This is a genomic window from Halarcobacter ebronensis (assembly GCF_013201825.1).
GTDB classification, from domain to species: domain Bacteria; phylum Campylobacterota; class Campylobacteria; order Campylobacterales; family Arcobacteraceae; genus Halarcobacter; species Halarcobacter ebronensis.
Genome location: NZ_CP053836.1, coordinates 791,721 through 812,613, shown reverse-complemented (window position 1 = coordinate 812,613; position 20,893 = coordinate 791,721). Strand labels below are relative to the sequence as shown.

At 29.9% G+C, this 20,893-nt stretch carries 20 protein-coding genes; 6 read left to right on the top strand and 14 right to left on the bottom strand.

Annotated elements, in window-relative coordinates:
• Positions 1-61: 61 nt before the first annotated feature.
• Positions 62-2,593, top strand: a complete 2,532-nt coding sequence (locus tag AEBR_RS04020) for a glycosyltransferase family 2 protein (protein ID WP_129087511.1) — start codon at positions 62-64, stop codon at positions 2,591-2,593.
• A gap of 80 nt (positions 2,594-2,673) precedes the next feature.
• On the top strand, positions 2,674-3,453 hold the full coding sequence (locus AEBR_RS04015; protein WP_129087510.1) for an RMD1 family protein: 780 nt from the start codon (positions 2,674-2,676) through the stop codon (positions 3,451-3,453).
• A gap of 32 nt (positions 3,454-3,485) precedes the next feature.
• Here the strand turns inward: AEBR_RS04015 and AEBR_RS04010 are convergent, their stop codons facing one another.
• From AEBR_RS04010 to AEBR_RS03990, 5 genes are all read right to left on the bottom strand, one after another.
• Positions 3,486-4,502 (bottom strand): ABC transporter substrate-binding protein, encoded by a 1,017-nt coding sequence (locus AEBR_RS04010; RefSeq protein WP_129087509.1) that lies wholly within the window; start codon positions 4,500-4,502, stop codon positions 3,486-3,488.
• Complete coding sequence (potC, locus tag AEBR_RS04005) at positions 4,499-5,254, bottom strand: spermidine/putrescine ABC transporter permease PotC (protein WP_129087508.1); 756 nt, start codon at positions 5,252-5,254, stop codon at positions 4,499-4,501. The genes AEBR_RS04010 and potC overlap by 4 nt, the downstream gene beginning before the upstream one ends.
• A complete protein-coding gene (gene potB, locus AEBR_RS04000; RefSeq protein ID WP_129087507.1) occupies positions 5,251-6,105 on the bottom strand; it encodes a spermidine/putrescine ABC transporter permease PotB in 855 nt (284 codons plus the stop codon). Before potB ends, potC begins: the two co-directional genes overlap by 4 nt.
• The gene (potA, locus tag AEBR_RS03995; protein WP_129087506.1) at positions 6,098-7,186 is read right to left on the bottom strand and encodes a spermidine/putrescine ABC transporter ATP-binding protein PotA; all 1,089 of its coding nucleotides are present in this window, start codon (positions 7,184-7,186) and stop codon (positions 6,098-6,100) included. The genes potB and potA overlap by 8 nt, the downstream gene beginning before the upstream one ends.
• 65 nt (positions 7,187-7,251) lie before the next feature.
• The gene (locus AEBR_RS03990) at positions 7,252-9,720 is read right to left on the bottom strand and encodes a sensor histidine kinase (RefSeq protein WP_129087505.1); all 2,469 of its coding nucleotides are present in this window, start codon (positions 9,718-9,720) and stop codon (positions 7,252-7,254) included.
• A gap of 242 nt (positions 9,721-9,962) precedes the next feature.
• Here AEBR_RS03990 and AEBR_RS03985 point away from each other — a divergent pair, with 242 nt between their 5' ends.
• From AEBR_RS03985 to AEBR_RS03970, 4 genes are all read left to right on the top strand, one after another.
• Positions 9,963-10,079 (top strand): FeoB-associated Cys-rich membrane protein, encoded by a 117-nt coding sequence (locus AEBR_RS03985; RefSeq protein WP_128981597.1) that lies wholly within the window; start codon positions 9,963-9,965, stop codon positions 10,077-10,079.
• A 143-nt stretch (positions 10,080-10,222) separates the two neighbouring features.
• A complete protein-coding gene (locus tag AEBR_RS03980) occupies positions 10,223-10,468 on the top strand; it encodes a FeoA family protein (protein ID WP_128981595.1) in 246 nt (81 codons plus the stop codon).
• The gene (gene feoB / locus AEBR_RS03975; RefSeq protein WP_129087504.1) at positions 10,465-12,945 is read left to right on the top strand and encodes a ferrous iron transport protein B; all 2,481 of its coding nucleotides are present in this window, start codon (positions 10,465-10,467) and stop codon (positions 12,943-12,945) included. Before AEBR_RS03980 ends, feoB begins: the two co-directional genes overlap by 4 nt.
• 26 nt (positions 12,946-12,971) lie before the next feature.
• Positions 12,972-13,271 (top strand): hypothetical protein, encoded by a 300-nt coding sequence (locus AEBR_RS03970; RefSeq protein WP_129087503.1) that lies wholly within the window; start codon positions 12,972-12,974, stop codon positions 13,269-13,271.
• Between the two features lie 41 nt (positions 13,272-13,312).
• Here AEBR_RS03970 and AEBR_RS03965 read toward each other — a convergent pair whose 3' ends face one another.
• The 9 genes from AEBR_RS03965 to AEBR_RS03925 all read right to left on the bottom strand — a co-directional run bounded on the left by AEBR_RS03965 (position 13,313) and on the right by AEBR_RS03925 (position 20,757).
• Positions 13,313-13,966 carry a SpoIIAA family protein gene (locus AEBR_RS03965; RefSeq protein ID WP_129087502.1) on the bottom strand — a complete coding sequence of 218 codons (654 nt, stop codon included), beginning with the start codon at positions 13,964-13,966 and terminating at the stop codon, positions 13,313-13,315.
• Positions 13,967-13,973: 7 nt separating this feature from the next.
• The gene (locus tag AEBR_RS03960) at positions 13,974-16,082 is read right to left on the bottom strand and encodes a heavy metal translocating P-type ATPase (RefSeq protein ID WP_129087501.1); all 2,109 of its coding nucleotides are present in this window, start codon (positions 16,080-16,082) and stop codon (positions 13,974-13,976) included.
• An 8-nt stretch (positions 16,083-16,090) separates the two neighbouring features.
• Positions 16,091-16,402, bottom strand: coding sequence for a hypothetical protein (locus tag AEBR_RS03955; protein WP_129087500.1), 312 nt, complete (start codon positions 16,400-16,402; stop codon positions 16,091-16,093).
• Complete coding sequence (locus AEBR_RS03950) at positions 16,402-16,740, bottom strand: magnetosome protein MamC family protein (protein ID WP_129087499.1); 339 nt, start codon at positions 16,738-16,740, stop codon at positions 16,402-16,404. Before AEBR_RS03950 ends, AEBR_RS03955 begins: the two co-directional genes overlap by 1 nt.
• Positions 16,730-16,978, bottom strand: coding sequence for a hypothetical protein (locus AEBR_RS03945; RefSeq protein ID WP_129087498.1), 249 nt, complete (start codon positions 16,976-16,978; stop codon positions 16,730-16,732). Before AEBR_RS03945 ends, AEBR_RS03950 begins: the two co-directional genes overlap by 11 nt.
• 96 nt (positions 16,979-17,074) lie before the next feature.
• A complete protein-coding gene (locus AEBR_RS03940) occupies positions 17,075-17,842 on the bottom strand; it encodes a ferritin-like domain-containing protein (protein WP_129087497.1) in 768 nt (255 codons plus the stop codon).
• Complete coding sequence (locus tag AEBR_RS03935; protein WP_129087496.1) at positions 17,843-18,157, bottom strand: HMA2 domain-containing protein; 315 nt, start codon at positions 18,155-18,157, stop codon at positions 17,843-17,845.
• Between the two features lie 64 nt (positions 18,158-18,221).
• Positions 18,222-20,375, bottom strand: a complete 2,154-nt coding sequence (locus AEBR_RS03930; RefSeq protein ID WP_129087495.1) for a heavy metal translocating P-type ATPase — start codon at positions 20,373-20,375, stop codon at positions 18,222-18,224.
• A 217-nt stretch (positions 20,376-20,592) separates the two neighbouring features.
• Complete coding sequence (locus tag AEBR_RS03925) at positions 20,593-20,757, bottom strand: hypothetical protein (protein ID WP_164969498.1); 165 nt, start codon at positions 20,755-20,757, stop codon at positions 20,593-20,595.
• Between the last annotated feature and the right edge of the window lie 136 nt (positions 20,758-20,893).

Here is a 20,893-nt window from a genome sequence, read left to right as displayed (position 1 = left end):
TTTCACTAAAGGACTGTTGTCACCATTTTATCAATGATTATGACAATATAAAGGAATCTATTTGAGATATATTATATCTAGTATTATCATTGCAGGATTAATTCAAGTATTTTTTTGGATTACACATAATAATTTAGTTTCATTAATTGAATCTCCTTCAAATAGAGTTGAATCTCTATCATATACTCCATATTATGGTTATGATAAAAAAACTTTGTCTCACAAACAAATAGAGAGAGACTTAGATGTATTAGCACCCATTACAAGAAAAATAAGAACCTACTCATCAATAGAAGCAGAGCTAATTTTAGATGCAACAGCTCATAAAATATTACCTATGGACTTAGGTATTTGGTTAAGTGGCGATTATAAACAAAATGATTTAGAGTTACAAAGAGCTTTAATGCTCCTAAAAAAGTACCCTGATAGAATTGAAAATGTAATAGTAGGGAATGAGGTTCTATTAAGATCTGATTTAAAAGAGGCTGAACTTTATGCCTATATTGATTATCTAAAAGAGTTTACAGACAAGCCTATTTCAACAGCAGAAACATGGGATATATGGGAAAAAAATAAAGATTTAATCAAACATGTTGATTTTATTACCGTGCACATTTTGCCCTACTGGGATAAAATAACTATTAAACAATTTAATAGTTATGTTTTAGATAAATATAATGCAATTCACAATCTATACCCTGATAAAAAAATATTTATTGGTGAGATTGGTTGGCCAAGTAATGGATACAACAACGTAAACTCTGTACCAAATCTAAAAAACCAAGCAACTGCAATTAGAGAGTTTATAAATCTTGCTAAAAATAACAGTTGGTCTTACAATATAATTGAAGCCTTTGATCAACCTTGGAAAGGGGCATTGGAAGGAAATGTTGGGCAATATTGGGGAATTTTTGATGCAAATAGAGATCTAAAGTTTAATCTAATTGGAGACATTGAACTAAATCAATTTTGGTTCTATCAAATGATTGCCTCAATTATAATTGGAGCACTCTTAACAATTTTTAGTCTTAGAAATAGAAAATTAAACTTTAATCATGCATTAGCTTATTCAATAGTAGCTCAAGGTATGGCTTTTGGTTTAGTTATGGACTTTACTTATCCTTTTACAAATTATATGAACCTTGGAGTATGGGGAATGTGGACAATTGGAACTCTTCTAATGTTTCCACTTGTTATTATGACTTTGGCAAAAGCAAATGAACTCTTTAAATCATCAATTGGGACACCGCCAACAAGAGTACCTTCTCTTAACCAAAAACTAGAAACTGCTCCATTTGTATCTATTCATGTACCAGCATATAAAGAGCAACCAACAGCTTTAGCACAGACTTTACAAGCTCTTTCAAAACTAGAGTATCCAAACTATGAAGTTTTAGTTATTATCAATAATACCCCTGAAGAGTTTTATTGGAAACCAATAGAAAAGCTATGTGTTGAGTTGGGAGAGAAATTTATATTTATGAATATAACTTGTACAGGTTTTAAAGCAGGAGCTCTAAACAGAGCCTTAGAACAAACAAATAAAGAAGCTGAAATTGTTGCTGTAATTGATGCAGATTATGTTGTAGAACCAACATGGCTACTTGATTTAGTTCCACTATTTGATGATCCAAAAGTTGCAATTGTACAAGCACCGCAAGATCATAGAGATGGGGATGAATCTATAATTAAAACTGCTATGAATGCAGAATATGCAGGTTTCTTTGATATTGGAATGGTCGAAAGAAATGAAGAGAATGCAATAGTTGTTCATGGAACAATGGTTATGGTAAGACTTAGTTCAATGATGGAAGTTGGAGGCTGGGGAACAGATACAATAGTTGAAGATAGTGAGTTAGGACTTAGACTGTTTGAAGCAGGATATATAGCGCATTATACAAATAAAAGATATGGTTATGGACTTCTTCCTGATACTTTTGAAGCTTTTAAAACCCAAAGACACAGATGGGCTTATGGAGCAATACAAATTCTAAAAAAACACTACAGAGAGTTTAAACCAAGTGCAAAAAAACTGACTCCTAACCAAAAGAAAAAGTTTATAACAGGTTGGATTTTTTGGTTAAGTGATGCTATTGGGCCTGTTATGACAATAATGAACCTTATTTGGGTTCCTGTAATTATTTTTGTTGGAGTTACAATACCAACTATTCCACTTACAGTTCCAATTATTACTGCTTTTTTAGTAAATATATTACACACTTTTATTCTCTATAGAATCAGAGTAAAAGCTAGTATACTTGAGACTTTTTTAAGCTCAATTGCTTCTATGAGTTTGCAATTAATTATCTTCAAAGCAGTTTGGGATGGTTTTGTAAAAGATGGGCTACCTTTTAAAAGAACAGATAAAGGTGGAGGGAAAGCTAAGAAAAAAAGTGATAACCCAATAAAATATGAGACTACACTTTGTCTTCTACTTTTAATCTCATTTTTTGCACTAATTTTTACAAACAATACAAGAATTGTAGAGATCTATGTCTTTGCTGCAACAATATTTATTCAAAGTATTCCATATCTTTCAGCTGTAATTATGAGATTTTTGGAACTTTATTCTATAAAAAAACAAGAGATATAAAAATCTAGTTTTTTATGATTACAAGCTGAAACCGTAGTTTTGGTATAATTATTTCAATTATACCAAACTAGGAAAATCCTATGGATAAAAATCTAATCAGTTATGCCATTTGTAGCCGCTTCAAAACGGAGACTTTTGAACAAGTTTCACAAAGATATAAAACAACTCTTCACAAAGATATTTTGGTTGTAAATATAGATAAAGAACAAACAATAATTCTTTTTCAGTATGGAGTATATGTTTGTTGGAGTGTAAATTTTGAAAATACAAAATTTTTCCAAGACTTTCTTGGAGATTTTTGTTTAGAGCCGTTTAAACAACCTATTGTTGAACAATTTAGCTACGAGATAAAAGATCAATTTAATATTAATTTTGACCAAGTTATTTTAGGAGATGACTCTATTTTTGCAAAGATTGCAGTATCTACCTCTTTAGCTCAAAATATAAAACTAATAGAGTTTGAAGAAAAGATTGAGTCAACAATAGATAAAAACTCTAAAATTCCTACTCAATTAGCTCAATATGGGAAAATCAACCTAAACAAAAAAGAGACCGCAAAAAAAATAGGTAAACTATTTTTAGTAAAAAGTAGAGTAAATCTTCACTATGATTTGCTTGATACACCTGAATTTTTCTGGGAATATCCACAATATGAACACTACTATGACAAAATTTCAAGATATTTGGATATTAAATCTAGAATAGAGGTTTTAAATAAAAAGGTTGAGATTATTCAAGAGCTTCTTGATATGTTAAGTAATGAGCAAAACCATAGATACTCATCTTTTTTGGAGTGGATTATTATTATTCTAATTGGAGTTGAGATTGTAATGGGACTTTGGGAGCATATCTTTAAATAGTATCTTCAAAAAATGAAGATACTATCTATTTTTTAATTTGTTTTTAACATTTCCCAATATTTTTCATATACAGGAAGAGCTTTACCAACATCAGTTTGGAATTCACTATTTTTTAAATCTTCATCGATTGGATATATCATTCTATTATTTCTAACTGTATCTTCCAAAAGTTCAACTGTTTTAGCATTTGGAGAAGCATAACCAATCTCTTCACTAATAACTTTTGAAACCTCAGGTTTTAAAAGGTAGTTTATAAAAATGTGTGCATTATCAATATTTTTTGCACCTTTAGGAATAACTAAAGAGTCAATCCAAACCAAAGCACCCTCTTTTGGATAGATATATTTAATCTCTGGATTCTCTTCATTTGCCATAAACCCTTCACCATTAAAGTTCATTCCAAGTTTTACTTCTTCATTTAAGTAAACTTGTTTTTGAGATTCAGAGTAGAACATCTTTACATTTGGTAAAAGTTCTTTTAGTTTTACATAAGCCTTTTCAATCTCTTTTGGATTTGTTGAGTTTGCAGAGTATCCTAAAATTTTAAGAGCCATTCCAAAAACTTCTCTCATATCATCATTTAAAAGTACACTGTTTTTATAAGTTGGATTCCATAAATCTGCCCAAGAATCAACTTTACCTTTTACTAAAGAGGCATTGTAGCTAATCCCTGTACTTCCCCATAAATATGGAATTGAGTACTCATTATTTGGATCAAAAGGTTTTGATAAGAGCTTACTATCAAGATTTTTATAGTTTGGAATTTTTGTTTTATCAATTTTTGCAAGCAACCCTTCTCTACTCATTTTATTTACAAAATATGTAGAAGGAACAAGAATATCATAGCTTGAGGTACCAGTAGTCTTCACTTTTGCATACATAGCTTCATTTGAATCATAAGTTGAATACTTAACTTCAATACCTGTCTCTTTTGTAAAATCTTGCAATACAGAATCAGGCATATATTCTGACCAGTTATAAACATAGAGTACTTTCTCTTTTGCAAATAAAGAGAGTACTAAGGCAGCACAAATAAAAAGAGTTTTCACTTCTTCTCCTTAATTAAAAATTGCGAAAATAATACCATAACTAATGTGAAAACAAACATGATTGTACACAAGGCATTTATCTCAGGTTTAACACCAAGTTTTACCATAGAATATATTTTCAAAGGTAAAATTTCATAATCAGGACCTGTTACAAAAAAGCTTATAATCACATCATCAAATGATAGAGTTAAACTAAGCAAAAATCCCGCAACAATAGCAGGAATAATATTTGGCAAAATAATATTAACAAAAGTTTTAAATTCACTAGCTCCCAAATCTTTGGCAGCCTCTATTATATTTTTGTCAAAACCATTTAATCTTGCTAAAACTGTAACAATTACAAAAGGCATACAAAAAGTAATATGAGCAATAAGCAAAGTAGTAAATCCCAAAGGAAGAGAAATAAAAACAAAAAGCATAAGTAAAGAGATACCCATTACAATCTCAGGGGACATTATAAGAACGTAAACTAAAGTATTAAAAATCTTTTTCCCAAAAAAGTCATATCTAAAAAGAGCCAAAGCTCCCAAAGTTCCCAAAGTTGTTGCTAAAACAGCCGATGAAAAAGCTACACTAACTGAGTGCCAAGCAGCATCAAGTAAAGAGCCGTGTTCCAATAATTTCTCATACCACATAAATGAGAAACCTTTCCATCCTATTGTATATTTTGAAGCATTAAAAGAGTAAACAATAAGTACTGCTATTGGCAAATATAAAAGAGTATAGATAAAACTTGCATAAAATTTTCTCATGCTTTATCCCTTGAAGACTCTATTTTTTGTGATTTTGCTAAAAATGCCAACATTATAAACATAATAATAAGCAAAATAACTGATGCTGCTGAACCAAACGGCCAATCCCTAAATAGTAAAAATTGATTTCTGATAAAACTTCCAACTATAAGCTCTTTTGCACCACCTAAAATATCAGGAATAAAGAACATTCCAAGTGCTGGTAAAAAGACCAAAGTACTTCCTGCTATAATTCCAGGAAGTGAAAGAGGAATAATAATTGTTTTAAAAATATTTAGTTTTGAAGCTCCCAAATCTTTTGCTGCTTCTACAAGTTTAAAATCTATTTTTTCTATTGAAACATAAAGTGGAAGTATCATAAAAGGTAAAAGAGTATATACCATACCAATAAAAACTGCAACTTCTGTGTACATTATCTGTAAGGGTTCATTTATAAGTCCAAGGCTAAGTAAAAAAGCGTTTAAAAGACCTTTTGTTTTTAGTATTGCAATTAAAGCATAGGTTCTAACTAATGAACTTGTCCAAAAAGGAATTATTACAAGAAGTAGTAGTAAAAACTTATACTTTTTTGGAACAGTTGCTATTATATATGCAAAAGGATAAGCTAAAATCAAAGTCATAACTGTTGTAATAAAAGCCAAATATAAAGAGTCTAAAAATACAGACAAATAGACTGGATTTAAAAGTTTTGTATAACTCTCAGTTGAAAAAGCAAAGGTAAAAAAATCACTTTCGCTTTTTGTTAAAAAACTAATTCCTATTACAAGAAGATTAGGGAAAAGTGCAAAAAGTATTAACCAAAAAACAACCAAAGAGATTGAGAGTTTAGCAAACAATGAGAGTCTATTCATGAGGCAATAAAACCTCCCAACCCTCTACCCAATACAAGAATAGTTTAATTCCAACTTCATAACCTAAAGCATCACTATCCTCGTTGTAAAACTCACTTGCAATAACCTCTTTACCATCTTCTAATTTAACTAAAAGATCAATAGTAGTTCCTTTGTAGATAATATTCTCTAACTCTCCTATAAAAAAGTTATTACTCTTTACATCTTCAAGATTTTTTTCAACTCTAAAATCTTCTGGTCTTATTAAAATAGTGCAATATTCTGTTTTAAATGATTTTTTTGATTTAAGGCTAAAAGTTTTATCACCATAAGCCAAAGAAACACTGTTATCACTCTCTTGCAAAACTTTTGATTCAAAACAATTTGCTTGTCCAATAAATTGTGCAACAAAGAGATTTTTTGGCTCCTCATATATCTCTTTTGGTGTCCCTATTTGTTCAATTTTACCTTTATTCATAACAACAATTCTATCAGACATTGATAATGCTTCTTCTTGGTCATGGGTAACAAATAAAAAGGTGATACCAAGCTGTCTTTGAAGCATTTTAAGTTCAATTTGCATCGCTTTTCTAAGCTTATAATCTAAAGCACTTAAAGACTCATCAAGAAGTAAAATCAAAGGTTTATTTACAACAGCTCTTGCAATTGCTACCCTTTGTTGTTGTCCTCCACTTAATTCATGGGGTTTTTTATTCATAAATTTTGAGAGTTTTACCATCAATAGAGCTGTCTCAACCTCTTTTTTTATCTGCTCTTTTGGAATTTTTTTCATCTTTAATCCAAAAGCAACATTATCAAAAACACTCATATGAGGGAAAAGTGCATAACTTTGAAATACTGTATTTATGGCTCTTTGTTCAGGAGGAAGGGAGTTTATATTTTTTCCATTTAAAATAATCTCTCCACTGCTTGGCTCTTCAAAACCAGCTAAAAGTCTTAAAATAGTAGTTTTTCCACAACCACTTGGACCTAAAAGTGTAAGAAATTCTCCTTCATAAATATCTAAATTTATACTCTTTAATATTGTGTTATTATCGTAATCTTTACACAAATCTTTTAGTATAAATAACTCTTTTGCCATCTTACATCCTAAAAATAAAATCTCGAAAGATTATCACATCTACAATTAATTTTATCTTTTTATGATTACAATAAATCTTCAATTTTTAGAGGTTTTTTAATTCTTTTATATACTTTGTCAAAAGCCCCATTTTCATCACTGTTTTCACATAATACAATCAAATCATCTTTTTGGATATTTTCATTAACAAAAGATATCTGTGCATCACTTAATTTCTCTTCATCAATAATAACTTTAGCTTTAACTTTACTATTTTTATACTCTGTTACTATCTCATTTAGATTTGAAGTCAATTTAAAATCAAAATATTTTTTAATCTCTTGGGCAATATTTAAAAAACCTATTGGATCACTATTATAAAGAATTATTTTCTCTTTTTTTGATTGAGTATTTTTTTCATTACTCTTTATTAAACTATTTTCTTCACTATTTTCTTCACTATTTTTAGGAATTACAGCTTCAAAGGTACTTCCTTTGTCAACCTCACTTTTTACACTAATTTCACCATTTAAAAGTTTTATAAGATCTTTACAAATAGCAAGACCTAAACCTGTACCACCATATTTCCTTGTTGTACTTGAATCTGCTTGTTTAAATCTATCAAAAATATGTTCTAACTTATCAGAAGCTATTCCTATACCTTCATCTTTAACTACTATTTTTATATTTTTATTATCATCTTTTATATCAAAAGAAATCTTTTTACCTTTAGGAGTAAATTTCAAGGCATTTGAGAGAAGATTTTTTATAATTTGTTTAATTCTAGTCTCATCACTATATATAAAATCTAAACTCTCATCTATATGATAAGTAAAATCTATATTTTTCTCTTCTGTTTGAGTACTAAACATATCATAGATATTTCCCATTAGCTCTTTTAAATTTATCTTAGAGTTATCAAGCTCTATCTGTCCTGCTTCAAGTTTTGATAAATCTAAAACATCATTTATTAAAAATAATAAATCTTTACCACATTTGTTTATAATTTCCAAACTCTTTATCTGTTTTTCATCTAAATTTTTAGTGCTATTATTTTTCATTAGTTCGCTAATAACGTTTATTGAGTTTAAAGGAGTTTTTAACTCATGGCTCATATTTGCCAAAAAATCATCTTTTGCTTTTGATAATTCTTCTGCTTCAACTTTTGCTTCATAAAGTTTTTGAGTACTCTCATTTAGTTCATTCATCATACTAATAAAGTTGTGGTTTAGTTGGGAAATCTCTTTAATATCTGTCTTGATAAATTCTATTTTTGAATCTGTAGATTTAATCTCTGAAGTTTGATTAGAGAGTTTGATTAAAGGTTCAGTAATAACATGTGAAAACTTATTGATTCTTTTTAAAAGCATATAGAAAAATACAATATAAAAAAGAAGCAAGAAGCCAATTGCCAAATATCCAATCTGATTTGATAGATTTCTTAAATATTCAATTGAACTAAAAATCTCTTTTTTATCTATTAAAACCATTAACTTCCAGTTTGTAGATTTTACCGTTTGTTGTAGTGTCAAATACTCAGCATTTGCAATATCTAAAGAGGATGAAGAGATATTTTCTCTCATAAGTTTTTTGAAATGTTCCGCAAAAGGAGAACTGTTTTTAAGAATATTAAACTCTTCTGGTTTTTCAATTGTTTTTAATATTTTATCTGTATAAAGGTGCTCTTTTAACTCTTTTAAACCAAGTAAAGCTTCAATCTTTTCTGGCATTGCTATTATCATACCATCGTCACTTACCATAAAAAGATTTGCATTGTATGCTAATTTTGTATTTAAAATATTTTTTATAAAACTATCTATTGTTATATCAAGACCTGTAACACCTTCCAAAAACTCTTTATTATATATTGGAACAATACATGAAAGCATCCAACCATTTCCAGCTGGATCCAGATATGCACCTGTCCACACAGGTTTTTTTTCAGGATTGTGTTTTAAATCAGCCAAATAGTAAAAGTTATAATCTTCCATTTGGATATGGTTTCCATACTGCTCATAAACTTCATCAATAAAAGGGTAGAGTCTATTCATATTGTCCCAACTATTAAAATAAACAGCAACAATTATCGGGTTTATCTGGGTCACACTTTTAAAAGTTGTATCCATACTCTCTGTAAATCTGGCTTTGTCTTTTGCCTTTTCATCCATTTTAGTTTGTGAAGAATAATATAGACTTGATCCAACTTTGTTTGTTTTATAAAATACTCCATTGGGTGCAACTTCAAAAGTTGGTTCACCATTTGGAAGAGAAAAATTATTTGAATTTTTAAATAGTGTTTCATGTTCATTTTGTAGAAGTTTTGCCAACATAGAGACTTCGTTTAACTTATCTTCAATCATTTCAGCTTCATTTTGAAGAATCTCTTTTGCATGTGATTGTGCTTCACTTAAAAGTAAGTCTGTATTTTTTGATGAGATAAAAGCATTAATTGAAAAATATAGAATCAATAATGCAACTTCCACAACCAAAATTGGGATTAGAGAAAATTTAATAAAATGCGAAGACAAGACTTGTTGGAGAAATTTGTTTGCCATTTATAAACCTACTATTATATGTTTTTTTATTATATTGAATAATTCTTTGAATTATACATAAAGATGATATTGGAAAAGTATTTTTACTAAAAATTAATCTTTTCAAATCAAATATTTTTTTTAAAATATAGATTTTTATCACGCCATGAGTCACTAATTTTTAAGATTTTTTAAAGAGATTATCCAATACAATACACTAATTAATAATTATTATTAAAATCATAATTTATCAAAGGACAAAAATGGAAGATTTTATTTTATTAATAATTGCCCTACTAGCACTATTTTATATCTATAAAAAACTTTTTAAAAGTGGTAGTTGCAATTGTGGAAGCAAAAATTGTTCATCAAAAAAATAGAAGAAAATTAAAAAATAGAGATTTCGATTAAAAACTATAATACTTCAAATAGTTCCAATTCCTAAATATCATTATATTAAAAAGAAGGATATAAACTATAAAAAGCCTTAACTATTTTTTATGAAAAATCTTTAAGGATTAGAATGAATACAAATGAGACAAAAACACTAAACCTACTAAAAAAAGGTGAAAAAGCAAGGGTTAAGAAAATCCATGCAAAAGGAAAACTTCTACACAAACTTTTAGATATGGGATTTGTAAACCGTGTTGAAATTGAAGTGATAAGAGAGGCTCCTTTATATGATCCCATGCAGTTAAAACTACACAACTATCATCTAAGTGTCAGAAAAAGTGAAGCAATGTTAGTAGAGATTGAGGATTGTAAATGAATAATATAAAAGTTGCCCTTGCAGGACAACCAAATTGTGGTAAATCTACAATTTTTAATATGGTTAGTGGGATAGAACAACATATTGCAAACTATCCAGGTGTAACAGTTGATAAAAAAACTGGATTTTTTAAATATGGAAACTATAAAATTGAGATGGTTGATCTTCCTGGAACCTACTCTTTTAGTTCATATTCCCTTGAGGAGAGAGTTGCAAAAGAGTTTATATTAAATGAAACTCCAGAAGTTATTGTAAATGTTATTGATGCTTCGAATATAAAAAGAAATCTATATTTGACTTTTCAGTTACTTGAAATTGGAATTCCAGTTGTAGTTGTATTAAATATGATGGATGTGGCAAAAAGAAGAGAAATAGAGATAGACTCAAAAAAAATCTCTGAAATGCTTAATTGTCCCGTTATTGAAGCAACAGGAGCAAAGGGAGTTGGAAGCAAAGAGATTATGAAAAGTATTGTTGATGTAGCAACAAATAAAAAAAGCTATGAAGATTTCAAAATCAATTACGAAGAGTTAGAACCTCACATAAACTCAATTGAAAAGAAAATCCAAGAGAATACTTTTCATCTTAATAAAAGATGGCTTTGTATTAAACTACTTGAAGGTGATACAACTATAATTGAGTATTTAAAAAAAGATTATCCTAAGATTGAAGAAGAGATAGAAAAAGAGTCTAAAATTTTCCATGAAAAGTATGATAAAGATTTTCCTTCATTTTTAGCTTCTATTAGATATGACTCTGCTGATATTATCTACCATAATGCAATTGAAGACAAAAAAAGTGGAATCGAAACTCTAACAGATAAAGTTGATAAAATCATCCTAAATAGATTTTTAGCCCTTCCTATTTTGATTTTACTTATGTTTTTGGTTTATCAAATCTCAATTGTATGGGGATATAAACTTACAGATTATACTTGGCCGATTTTAGCAAGCTTTAAAAATTTTGTTATTGATATTCTTCCCCAAGCAGATTTAATCGATGTTCCTATGATAACAGATTTGGGTGTTTGGATGGTAAATAGTGCAAATGCTTTAATGAACTATATTCCAATATTTTTTATTCTCTTTGCGCTGATTGCAATAATGGAAGATGTGGGATATATGCCAAGAATGGCTTTTATTCTTGATAAAGTATTTAAAAGATTTGGACTTCACGGACAATCAACTCTACCTTTGGTTTTAGGTGGTGCAATGGTTGGAGGTTGTGCAGTTCCTGGAGTTATGGCAACAAAAGGAATAGCAGATGATAGAGCAAGAATGGCAACAATCTTTTCAGTTCCTTATATGAACTGCCTTGCAAAAGTGCCTTTTTATACCCTACTTCTTGGTGCTTTTTTTAAAGCACAGATGGCAATAATGATGTTTTTTATCTCTACAGTTACCCTTTTTGTTGCATTAATTGTGGCAAAACTTCTAACCTCTACAATTTTAAAAACAAGGGAAACTGCTCCTTTTTTAATGGAGTTGCCACCATATCATCTTCCAACAGTAAAAGGTGTTGTAATAAGAGCTGTTCAAAGGGTTTGGATATATATAAAAAAAGTAGTAACAATTGTATTAGCAGTTGCCATAGTTCTTTTTGCCCTATTGCAATTTCCAGGAATAGATGAAACTTCAAAAGCAAATTTTGAAAATGATATTGAAGTAGCATTAACTAAATTTGATAGGGCAACACAAAGTAGCAGTTACTATAGTGAAGTTGATTCAAAACAAAAAGTATCACAACTACTAAACTATTATGATAGTTATAGAGCAAAAAAGATGACTCTTTCATCACCTGAAGAGTCTAAAAAAGTTGATGAAGATTTCCTTCAAAAAAACAGCATATTTTTTAAATTTGTAAAACCTCTAAGGGATGCAGAAGCAAAAAAAATAAATGCAGCATTAAGAAAATTATCAACAGATAGAAAAAGAGTTTTAAGAAGTATAAAAAATGAAAAAATTGAAAACTCTCTTCTTGGAATGGCAGGTCGAGCAATTGAGCCAATAACAAAATATGCAGGTTTTGATTGGAGAATAAATGTAGCTTTCTTAAGTTCTTTTGCAGCAAGAGAGAGTGCTGTTGCAACTTTAGGTTCAATTTATGAAAATAATAAAGCTGATAGCATGAGAGCAGAAGAAGCTATGTCATTAAATAGTGGATATACACCTTTACATGCAGCTGCAATTATTATTTTTATGCTTTTAACTCCACCTTGTATAGCTACAATGATTGTAGTAAAAATGCAAACAAATAGTTATAAGTGGATGCTTTTTGCAATATTTTTCCCAGTTACACTTGGGATAGTTTTATCCTCAATTGTATTTTCAATTGGTTCATATAATAACTACACAGGAGTTGAAGCAATGACATATTTCTATTTTGCCATTGTTTTTATTGCTCTTATAGTGGCACTTTTCCCTAATAAAAATATAAATTGGGAAGGTGGAATAAAACCAAAAATTTCAACGAAATAAAAAATAAATTTAAAAAAGGAGAGAATATGAAAAAAATTTTTATAGGTGTAGCTCTTTTAGCTAGTTCAATGTTTGCCCATACTGCTATTATGAATTGTTTTGACAATGGAGATGACACTATTACTTGTGAAGCTGGATTTAGTGATGGAAGTAGTGCAAGTGGAGTAAATTTTTATCTTCTACAAAATGATAAAAAAGTATTTGAAGCAAAAATAAGCGAAGATAGTGAAATCTCATTTAAAAAACCAGCTGGAACTTATAGTGCAGTTTTTGATGCGGGAGAGGGACATCAAGTATTTGTTAGTGGTTCAGATATAGCTGAGTAACTTAACAAAAGGGGAATAAAAGATTTATTCCCTAAAGTATATTATGCTTTTAACCACTCTTTAGCTTTTGAATACTCTTCAAAATACTCTAAAGAGAAAGGGAATACTCTATTTGCAAAACTTGTTGAGTACTCTTCAGCTTTACTGTTACCAACAATTGCAACTTTTTTCATCTCTTTTATATGTTTTAGAGTAAAAAGAATATCATCCCACAATACTTTGAACTCAACTCCCTCTAACTTTGTAATATCTATTAAAATATTCATAGAAGGGACTTCATAACTTGAAAGTAAAGTCTCTATTTTCTCTTCAAAAGATTTGAACTCATTGTGGGTCAACTTTCCTGTTATTGCCATCTCTGCAAAAAAGCTATTTAAAGATATTGCAACATTTTGATTCTCTTCAACAATTGTTTCACTCTCTTTAGAGTTAATCTTCTCTGGCAATGCTTTTTTACTCTCTTTTTTCTTTGCAGGTTGATATAAAGTGTGATGCCAGTATGAAAATCCTACAAGGGCAACCCCTGCAACCACATGTAGTCTTTTCATAAATTTATTTTTCATATACATAGAAGTTGCAACAGTAATTCCCATTGTTGCTGTCATACCAATTTTAGCAATCTCTTTTTTTGTATCTAAATCAATATCTTTTAATAGATTTAAACTCTTTTTTTCAATTATCTCTTGCTTTTCCATATTACCTCTATTTTTTTAAGCTTATGCCCTTCATAGAATTAATAAGTAATCCTATGGTAGTTCCATTATGCAAAACAGCTGTTGTGATAGGATTAAACAATCCTATTGTTGCACCTGCTAGAATAATAGAGTTTATTCCAACTGTTGTATTAAAATTGTAGTTTATTAGTTTCATTGTCTTATTTGCCAACTCTTTTACTTGGGCAACTGAATCCAAATCATCTTTTAAAAGCCCAATATCAGCTGTTGCTTTTGCTATATCCGCACCTTTACTCATACTAATACCAACATTAGCACTCATAAGTGCTGGAGCATCATTTATTCCGTCCCCAACAAAGGCAACATTAGCACCTTTTTCTTTTAACTTATTTACAATCTCAGCTTTATCTGTTGGTCTCATATTTGCAAAAACTGTATCAACACCAAGCTCTTTTGCTAAAACATCAGCTTTCTCTTGGATATCTCCTGTTAGCATTACAATCTCTTTGACACCAAGGTCTCTTAATCTTTTAATTGTATCTTTGGCATTTTCTCTTACTTTGTCTCGCATACCAATTGTTCCAAGAAGCTCTTTATCATATCCAACATAAAGCATTGTTTTACCATCTAACAAAGCTTTTTCAATCTTATCTTCATATTTAGAGAAATCTATCTTTTCATCATCCTCTAAAAAGTGTCTGCTCCCTATTACAACCTCTTTGTCTTTTACTATAGTTTTAACACCATGGGCAACTATAAACTCAACCTCTTCATGGTGCATATGAACAAAACCTTTCTCTCTTGCTGCTTTTACAACAGCTTCTGCTACAGGATGAAAATAGTGCTCTTCTGCACTTGCAGTTAAGTTCAAAATATCATCCTCTTTCCATTTATCATCAAAAGAGGTTATTGACTCTACTTCAAGCTCTCCATAAGTTAGTGTTCCTGTTTTATCAAAAACAAAAGTGTCTGCGCTACTTAAAGATTCAATAGATTTTGCACCTTTAATCATTACACCATCTTTTCCAGCTTTTGAAATAGATGATTTAAAAGCAACAGGAGTAGCTAATTTAAGTGCACAAGAGTAATCTGCTTGTAAAACTGCTGCCACACTCTCAAAATTTCTATTTATTAGATAAGAGACACCTGCAAGGCCTAAAGTGACAGGAACTAATTTATCAGCTAATTTTGTAGCTTTTAATCCAATTGCTGATTTCTCATTTAAAGAACTAGCTATATAGTTTTTTATTCTAGCTGTTGCCGTATCTTCTCCAACATATTCAGCCCAGATTTTTAATCTTCCATCTTCTACAACCGTTCCAGAGATAACCCTATCACCTCTTTGTTTTGATACAGGTTCACTCTCTCCTGTCATTGAGACTTGATTAACAGAAGCATTTCCAGAAATAATATGTCCATCAATTGCAATTGTATCACCAGCACCAACAATTACAATATCGCCAACTTTTATAGTTGCCGTATCAACTAATTTTTGAGTAAATTTTCCTTTTTCCTCAACTTCAATCCAAGCTTTTGTAACATTTGGTTTTGCTAACTCTTTGATTAAATCATCACTTTTATGTACAGTTGTTTCTTCAATATATTCACCAAGTTCAAGCATAGTATTTGTACTATTTGCTGCTAAATAATCTTTTCTTGCCAAACTTACACCAACTGCCATTGCTTCTAAAACCTTTGAAGTTAGACCTTCAGTAAAAAGCTCCTTTGTTCCTTCAAATAAAAGTGGTTTTGCGGCAAAAAGTGTTATTAAAAATTTAGCTGTATCATTTGAGATAAAACGCTCAGTTCCCAAAGCTGTACCTGCTCTGATTACACCATTTAAGCTTGGTTCTTCATCTTTTATGCAAGGGAAACAACTACTTAAAAAAGTTTCACAAACTTTGTATCTATTTATATCTAGATTAGCTAATAAATCCTCTATTGTACTTAAAGCTTTTCCATCATGTTCAAAAACAATTGAACCAATTTTTTTGTTTATTCTTACTCTATTGATTCCATCAATAGACTCTAAATATTGAATTAAAGAGGAGTTATTAAAATCACTACTTTTTAATTCATCACAATAAAATCTTACACGTTTTGTGGTCTTATGTAAAAGTTTTATGTTGTTACTCATACTCTCTCTTACTCTTGCTCAGCTTCCATCTCAGCTTTTGCATCTTCGAATCGCTCTTTCATCTCTTCAATTCCAGCACTAAAAAGAGCACTTCCCTTTGCAATAGTTTTAAAAATAGCTTTTTGTGCATTTTCATTTGTTAAAAGATATGCACCAACTGCACCCACAACTGCACCTATCAAAAATTTATTTGTATCAAAACTACTTAAAAGATTTGAAGCAGTTGTATCACTATTTATGTATGGATTTTGATTTACTATATTAACATCTTCTGCTTTGTTGATGTATGGATTTGTACCTAATGAACTTTTTTCTTGCATTATTTTTCCTCTTCAATTAACTCTTTTTTACTTAGTTTCTCACTTAGTTTTTCAACAGCATAAATACCCATTGCACCAACTGAAACTGCTGTTAACATTTTTACTACACTACCATTTCCAAGATAGTTTGCCGCAGCAATAGCACTTCCTGTAGCAATTCCACCTTGAGCTGAAAGCTTAATTGAGTTGTTTATAGCCTCATTTTTTGTAGCTTCACCCTTTTTGTATTTATTATAATTTACAGCTGCTGCAAGTGCTCCTGCTGCTAAAGCTCCGCTTACTACATGTCCAGTTACATTTCTTGGAGCACCTGTATTTATTGATAAATTATTTGCCATTAGCTACTTCCTCTTTCTTCTGAATTTTTTCTGTTTTTTTAGATTTTAGACTATCTACTTTGTCTTCAATAGTAGCCTTTATATCTTTGGCAAGTTCTTTAGTTTTTTCAAGACCATCTTCTGCAATTTTTTTAGCTTTTTTTGCACCTTCATCGACACTTTTTCTGATTTTTTTATTGTTGTTATAAGCAACAACAGCAACAGCACCAGCTGCTACACCTGCAATAAATGGTAACATTTTACTTCTCCTTTTTATTTGTTTTTACTTTTTTAAACAAAACTACTGTAGCACCACCTAAAAGTGCACCTAAAGCAAATGGTATAATTGGCATTTTCACTCCTCTTCTTCGCTGTTTTTTCTCTCTTTAGAGATCTGAGAAAACATTGTTGCACCTACTGCACCAACTAAAGCTCCACCAATAAAAGAGATATTTGAGTTACTTAAAAGCTTTAGAATATCCTCTTGACTAACATCTCCTGACGCAAATTTTGAAGCCATAACACTAAATTCATCTAGTTTTCCTAGTGCTTCTTCAATATTATGATTAGAATATTGTTGATAAATATTATTTACATCTACTTTTTCCGCTGTAACATTTAGATGTTTTGCTACATTTTGTCTTAGAGCGGGAAGATGATTGTTGTATGAAGCTGCTTGAAGTCTATACAAAGTATCTAAAACATCTGGATACTCTTTTGAGTAAGAGATTAAATTATCATACATTTTAATATTGTCTATCTCTTCGGCAACAGCAATCTCAGAAGCTTCTAGTATTGAATTTGGTTCATCAACTTTCTCTTCCCAATCATTTATAGGAGCTGGAACTTGATATTTATTTAGTAGTGTGGTAAGCTCTTCATAGTGTCTTATCTCTGCTTCTAAAATATTAGAAAAAGGAGTTATCTCTCCAAATTTTTCTATTACTTTTTTATATGTTTCATAGGCATGATACTCATCATATACAGCAATTCTTAGAACTTGATGAAGAATGGGTTCATCAAAATTTGGATCAACTCTCATTTGTGCTAATATCTCAGCATCTAAATTTGTTGGAACTTCTAATTCTTCTATTGCTGTTTGAGTCTTACTATTTTTTTGCATCTAGTTTACCTCTTTTGAAAGTTTGTTTAAAATCTCTACTATCTCTTCTAGATTTTTTTGATTTATTAAATCTATCCACAAATTATCAGGAAAAATGCCATTATCATACTCAATTGTTATAGAACCAACAATTTTATTAATCTTGATTTTTTTTATACCCTCTATTCTATTTGGAATATCCTCAATATCTTCTAAAGTAATTTTATTACTTTGCTCTTTAATTTTTGGATTAACCCTAACTCTAATTCTACCTTTAATATGGTGAATAAGGGTTAGATAAGAGCTTATTTCTATTAATTTATCAACTGTTACCAAACTTTTCTTTCCTTTTTATGTTCAAAATTATTATATATTAAAATAAATCTAACCTTAAAAATTTTTAAGAATTATTATCAATTGCAAGCCTTGAAGAGTTTGCCATAATTCCAACAGTATGTCCTATATGTATAAGTCCTGCTCCAACTGGCGTTAATCGTCCTAAAGCTGAAAGGGCAACACCTATTAGATTTGTTCCTGTACCTATATAGTAGTTTTGATTTACAACATTAAGACTTTTTTTACTTAAATCATAAAGATTTACAACATCTTCAGGATGAGAGTGTGTAATTGCAATATCAGAAACAGCAATAGCAGCTTCACTTCCCCCTGCTGCAAATGATATTGCAACATCAGCTTTACTCATTGCATAAGTATCATTTACTCCATCTCCTACCATTACAACACCATTGTATCTGTTTTTTAACTCATTTATTGCATCTGCTTTACCTTGTGGTGTTTGATTTGCAAAAACTGAATCAAAACCAAAATCAAGGGCAAAAGCATTAGCAACTTTTACCTCATCTCCTGTTAATAGTGCAATATGTTTAACTCCCCTACTTCTTAAATCTTCAATCATCTCTTTAGTTCCAGGTCTAACTTCATGACTAAAACTTAAAAGCCCTAATAATTTATCTTCTAAAGCAACAAGAACTACAGTTTTCCCACTATTTAAGAGGGTAGTAACTTCATGTTTATGCTCTTTTATTGATACTTTAAATCTAGTTAATAAAGCTTTATTTCCTATTAAAACCCTTTTTCCATCTATATTTGATTTAACTCCAAAGCCTGGAATTATCTCACTTAAAACATCTTGTCTTATCTCTATATTTTTCTCTTTTGCATATTTTACTATAGAGTTTGCGATTGGATGAGAGTTTCTATACTCTGCCATTGCGGCATAAGAGAGAAGAGTCTTTTCATCAATATCATCAAAGGTTAGAATATCATTTATTACTGGTTTTCCTGTGGTTAAAGTTCCTGTTTTATCAAAACAAAACACTTCACTTTTGCCAACACTCTCTAAAGCCTCTCCACCTTTTATCAAAATTCCTTGTTTTGCACCATTTGCAATACCACCACTAATGGCAGTTGAAGCAGCTAATACAGTTGCACAAGGGCAAGACATAACAATCATTGTTGAAAATGCTGCTGTAAAAGAACCTGTTAGGAAAAATGTTCCTACAGTTAAAAGTGTTCCTAATTTGAGTAATTTATTAGCAAGTCTATCTGCTTCTAACTCACTTGGAGATTTTTGCATTAAAGAGAATTCAACCTCTCTCATTGTTCTTGAGATATAAGTTTCATTTCCTAAAGCAATAACATTTATAAATATTCTTCCTCTTTCACAAACAGTTCCGGCAAAAACTTCATCATCTTTTTGTTTAAAATCAGGTTCACTTCTTCCATTTATTATTGCTTCATTTATCTCTGCGCTTCCATCAATTATTACTCCATCAACTGGTATTTTTTCTCCACTTCTGCAAACTAAAGTATCATTTTGTTTTAACTCTTCTATATCTATTTCAATCTCTACACCATCATTTAATATATAGACTTTTTTTACATCTAACTCAACTAGATTTTGTATCTCTTCCCTTGATTTATTGGCAATATACTCTTCTAAAAGCATTCCACCTCTTAAGATATAAATTATCTCAAAAGCTGCAGTTGCTTCACCAAAAAATACTGCAAGAAGAAGAGTGCTACTCATAAAAGTATGAAGTGTGAATTTTTTCTGTTTTATATCTTCATAAGACTCTTTTAATAGTGGAATTGCTGCTATTAAAGAGATAATTCCAACCAAACTAAAAGGAGTTGCAGCGATTGTTAAACCTAATATATTTTCACTAACAAAAATATATATTGCATAACCACTTAATAAAACAAACTCAAAAATCTTACGTTTCCAACTCTTTTCATCATGTTTTTTCAAATTACAATTACTACAACTGCTCTGCTCACATAAGGCATTACTTGCAGGTATTGAAACGCTTATATTAAAAAGTCTGTTTAATTTCTCAAATATCTCATCAAAAGTTACATTTAAAGAGTAGGTAAATACAATTGATTTACAGGCAATATTATCCCTAAAAGAGGTAAAAAGATCTTCAAACTCTTTTTCTATTAGCTGGATATTTGTTTTTGTAGAGAAAATATCTGATTTTAGACGTACTCTATTGCTGGCAATACTTTTTATTATAATTTCATTGGTCATATTAGTATCCTTGTTTTATCATAATAGGATTATGCTTAAATTTAATCTATGTATATAGTGCAATTACTATTCTTGAAGAGTATATTGAGTATAAACTATTTTATGATTCTATTGTATAATTTTAATAATTAGTATCATAAAGAATCATTAAACAAAAGATTTAGTTCAAAAAATTGCTATTTAAATTAGCTTGAATCTTTTTGATTCAAGCTAAAATTTATGCAACTACCTCTTTAGTGATTTTAATAATCCTATCCATTTCAACTTGTTTATGTCTCATTTTCATTATTCTAATAATCGAGCACACACAACTCTTTGGTTGGCTTATATTAGCCTCTTGTATTACTCTGTTTACTTCTGTTCTTAATCTATAATCTGACATCTTCTTCTCCCATCATTTTGATAATCAATATCAAATAATACAAGTTGGTAACTTAATTTTTCATAAATCATTAACTATTTTTATTTTTCTAAAAAACAGATATTTAAGAATTAATAAATTTCTCCAATTATTTATT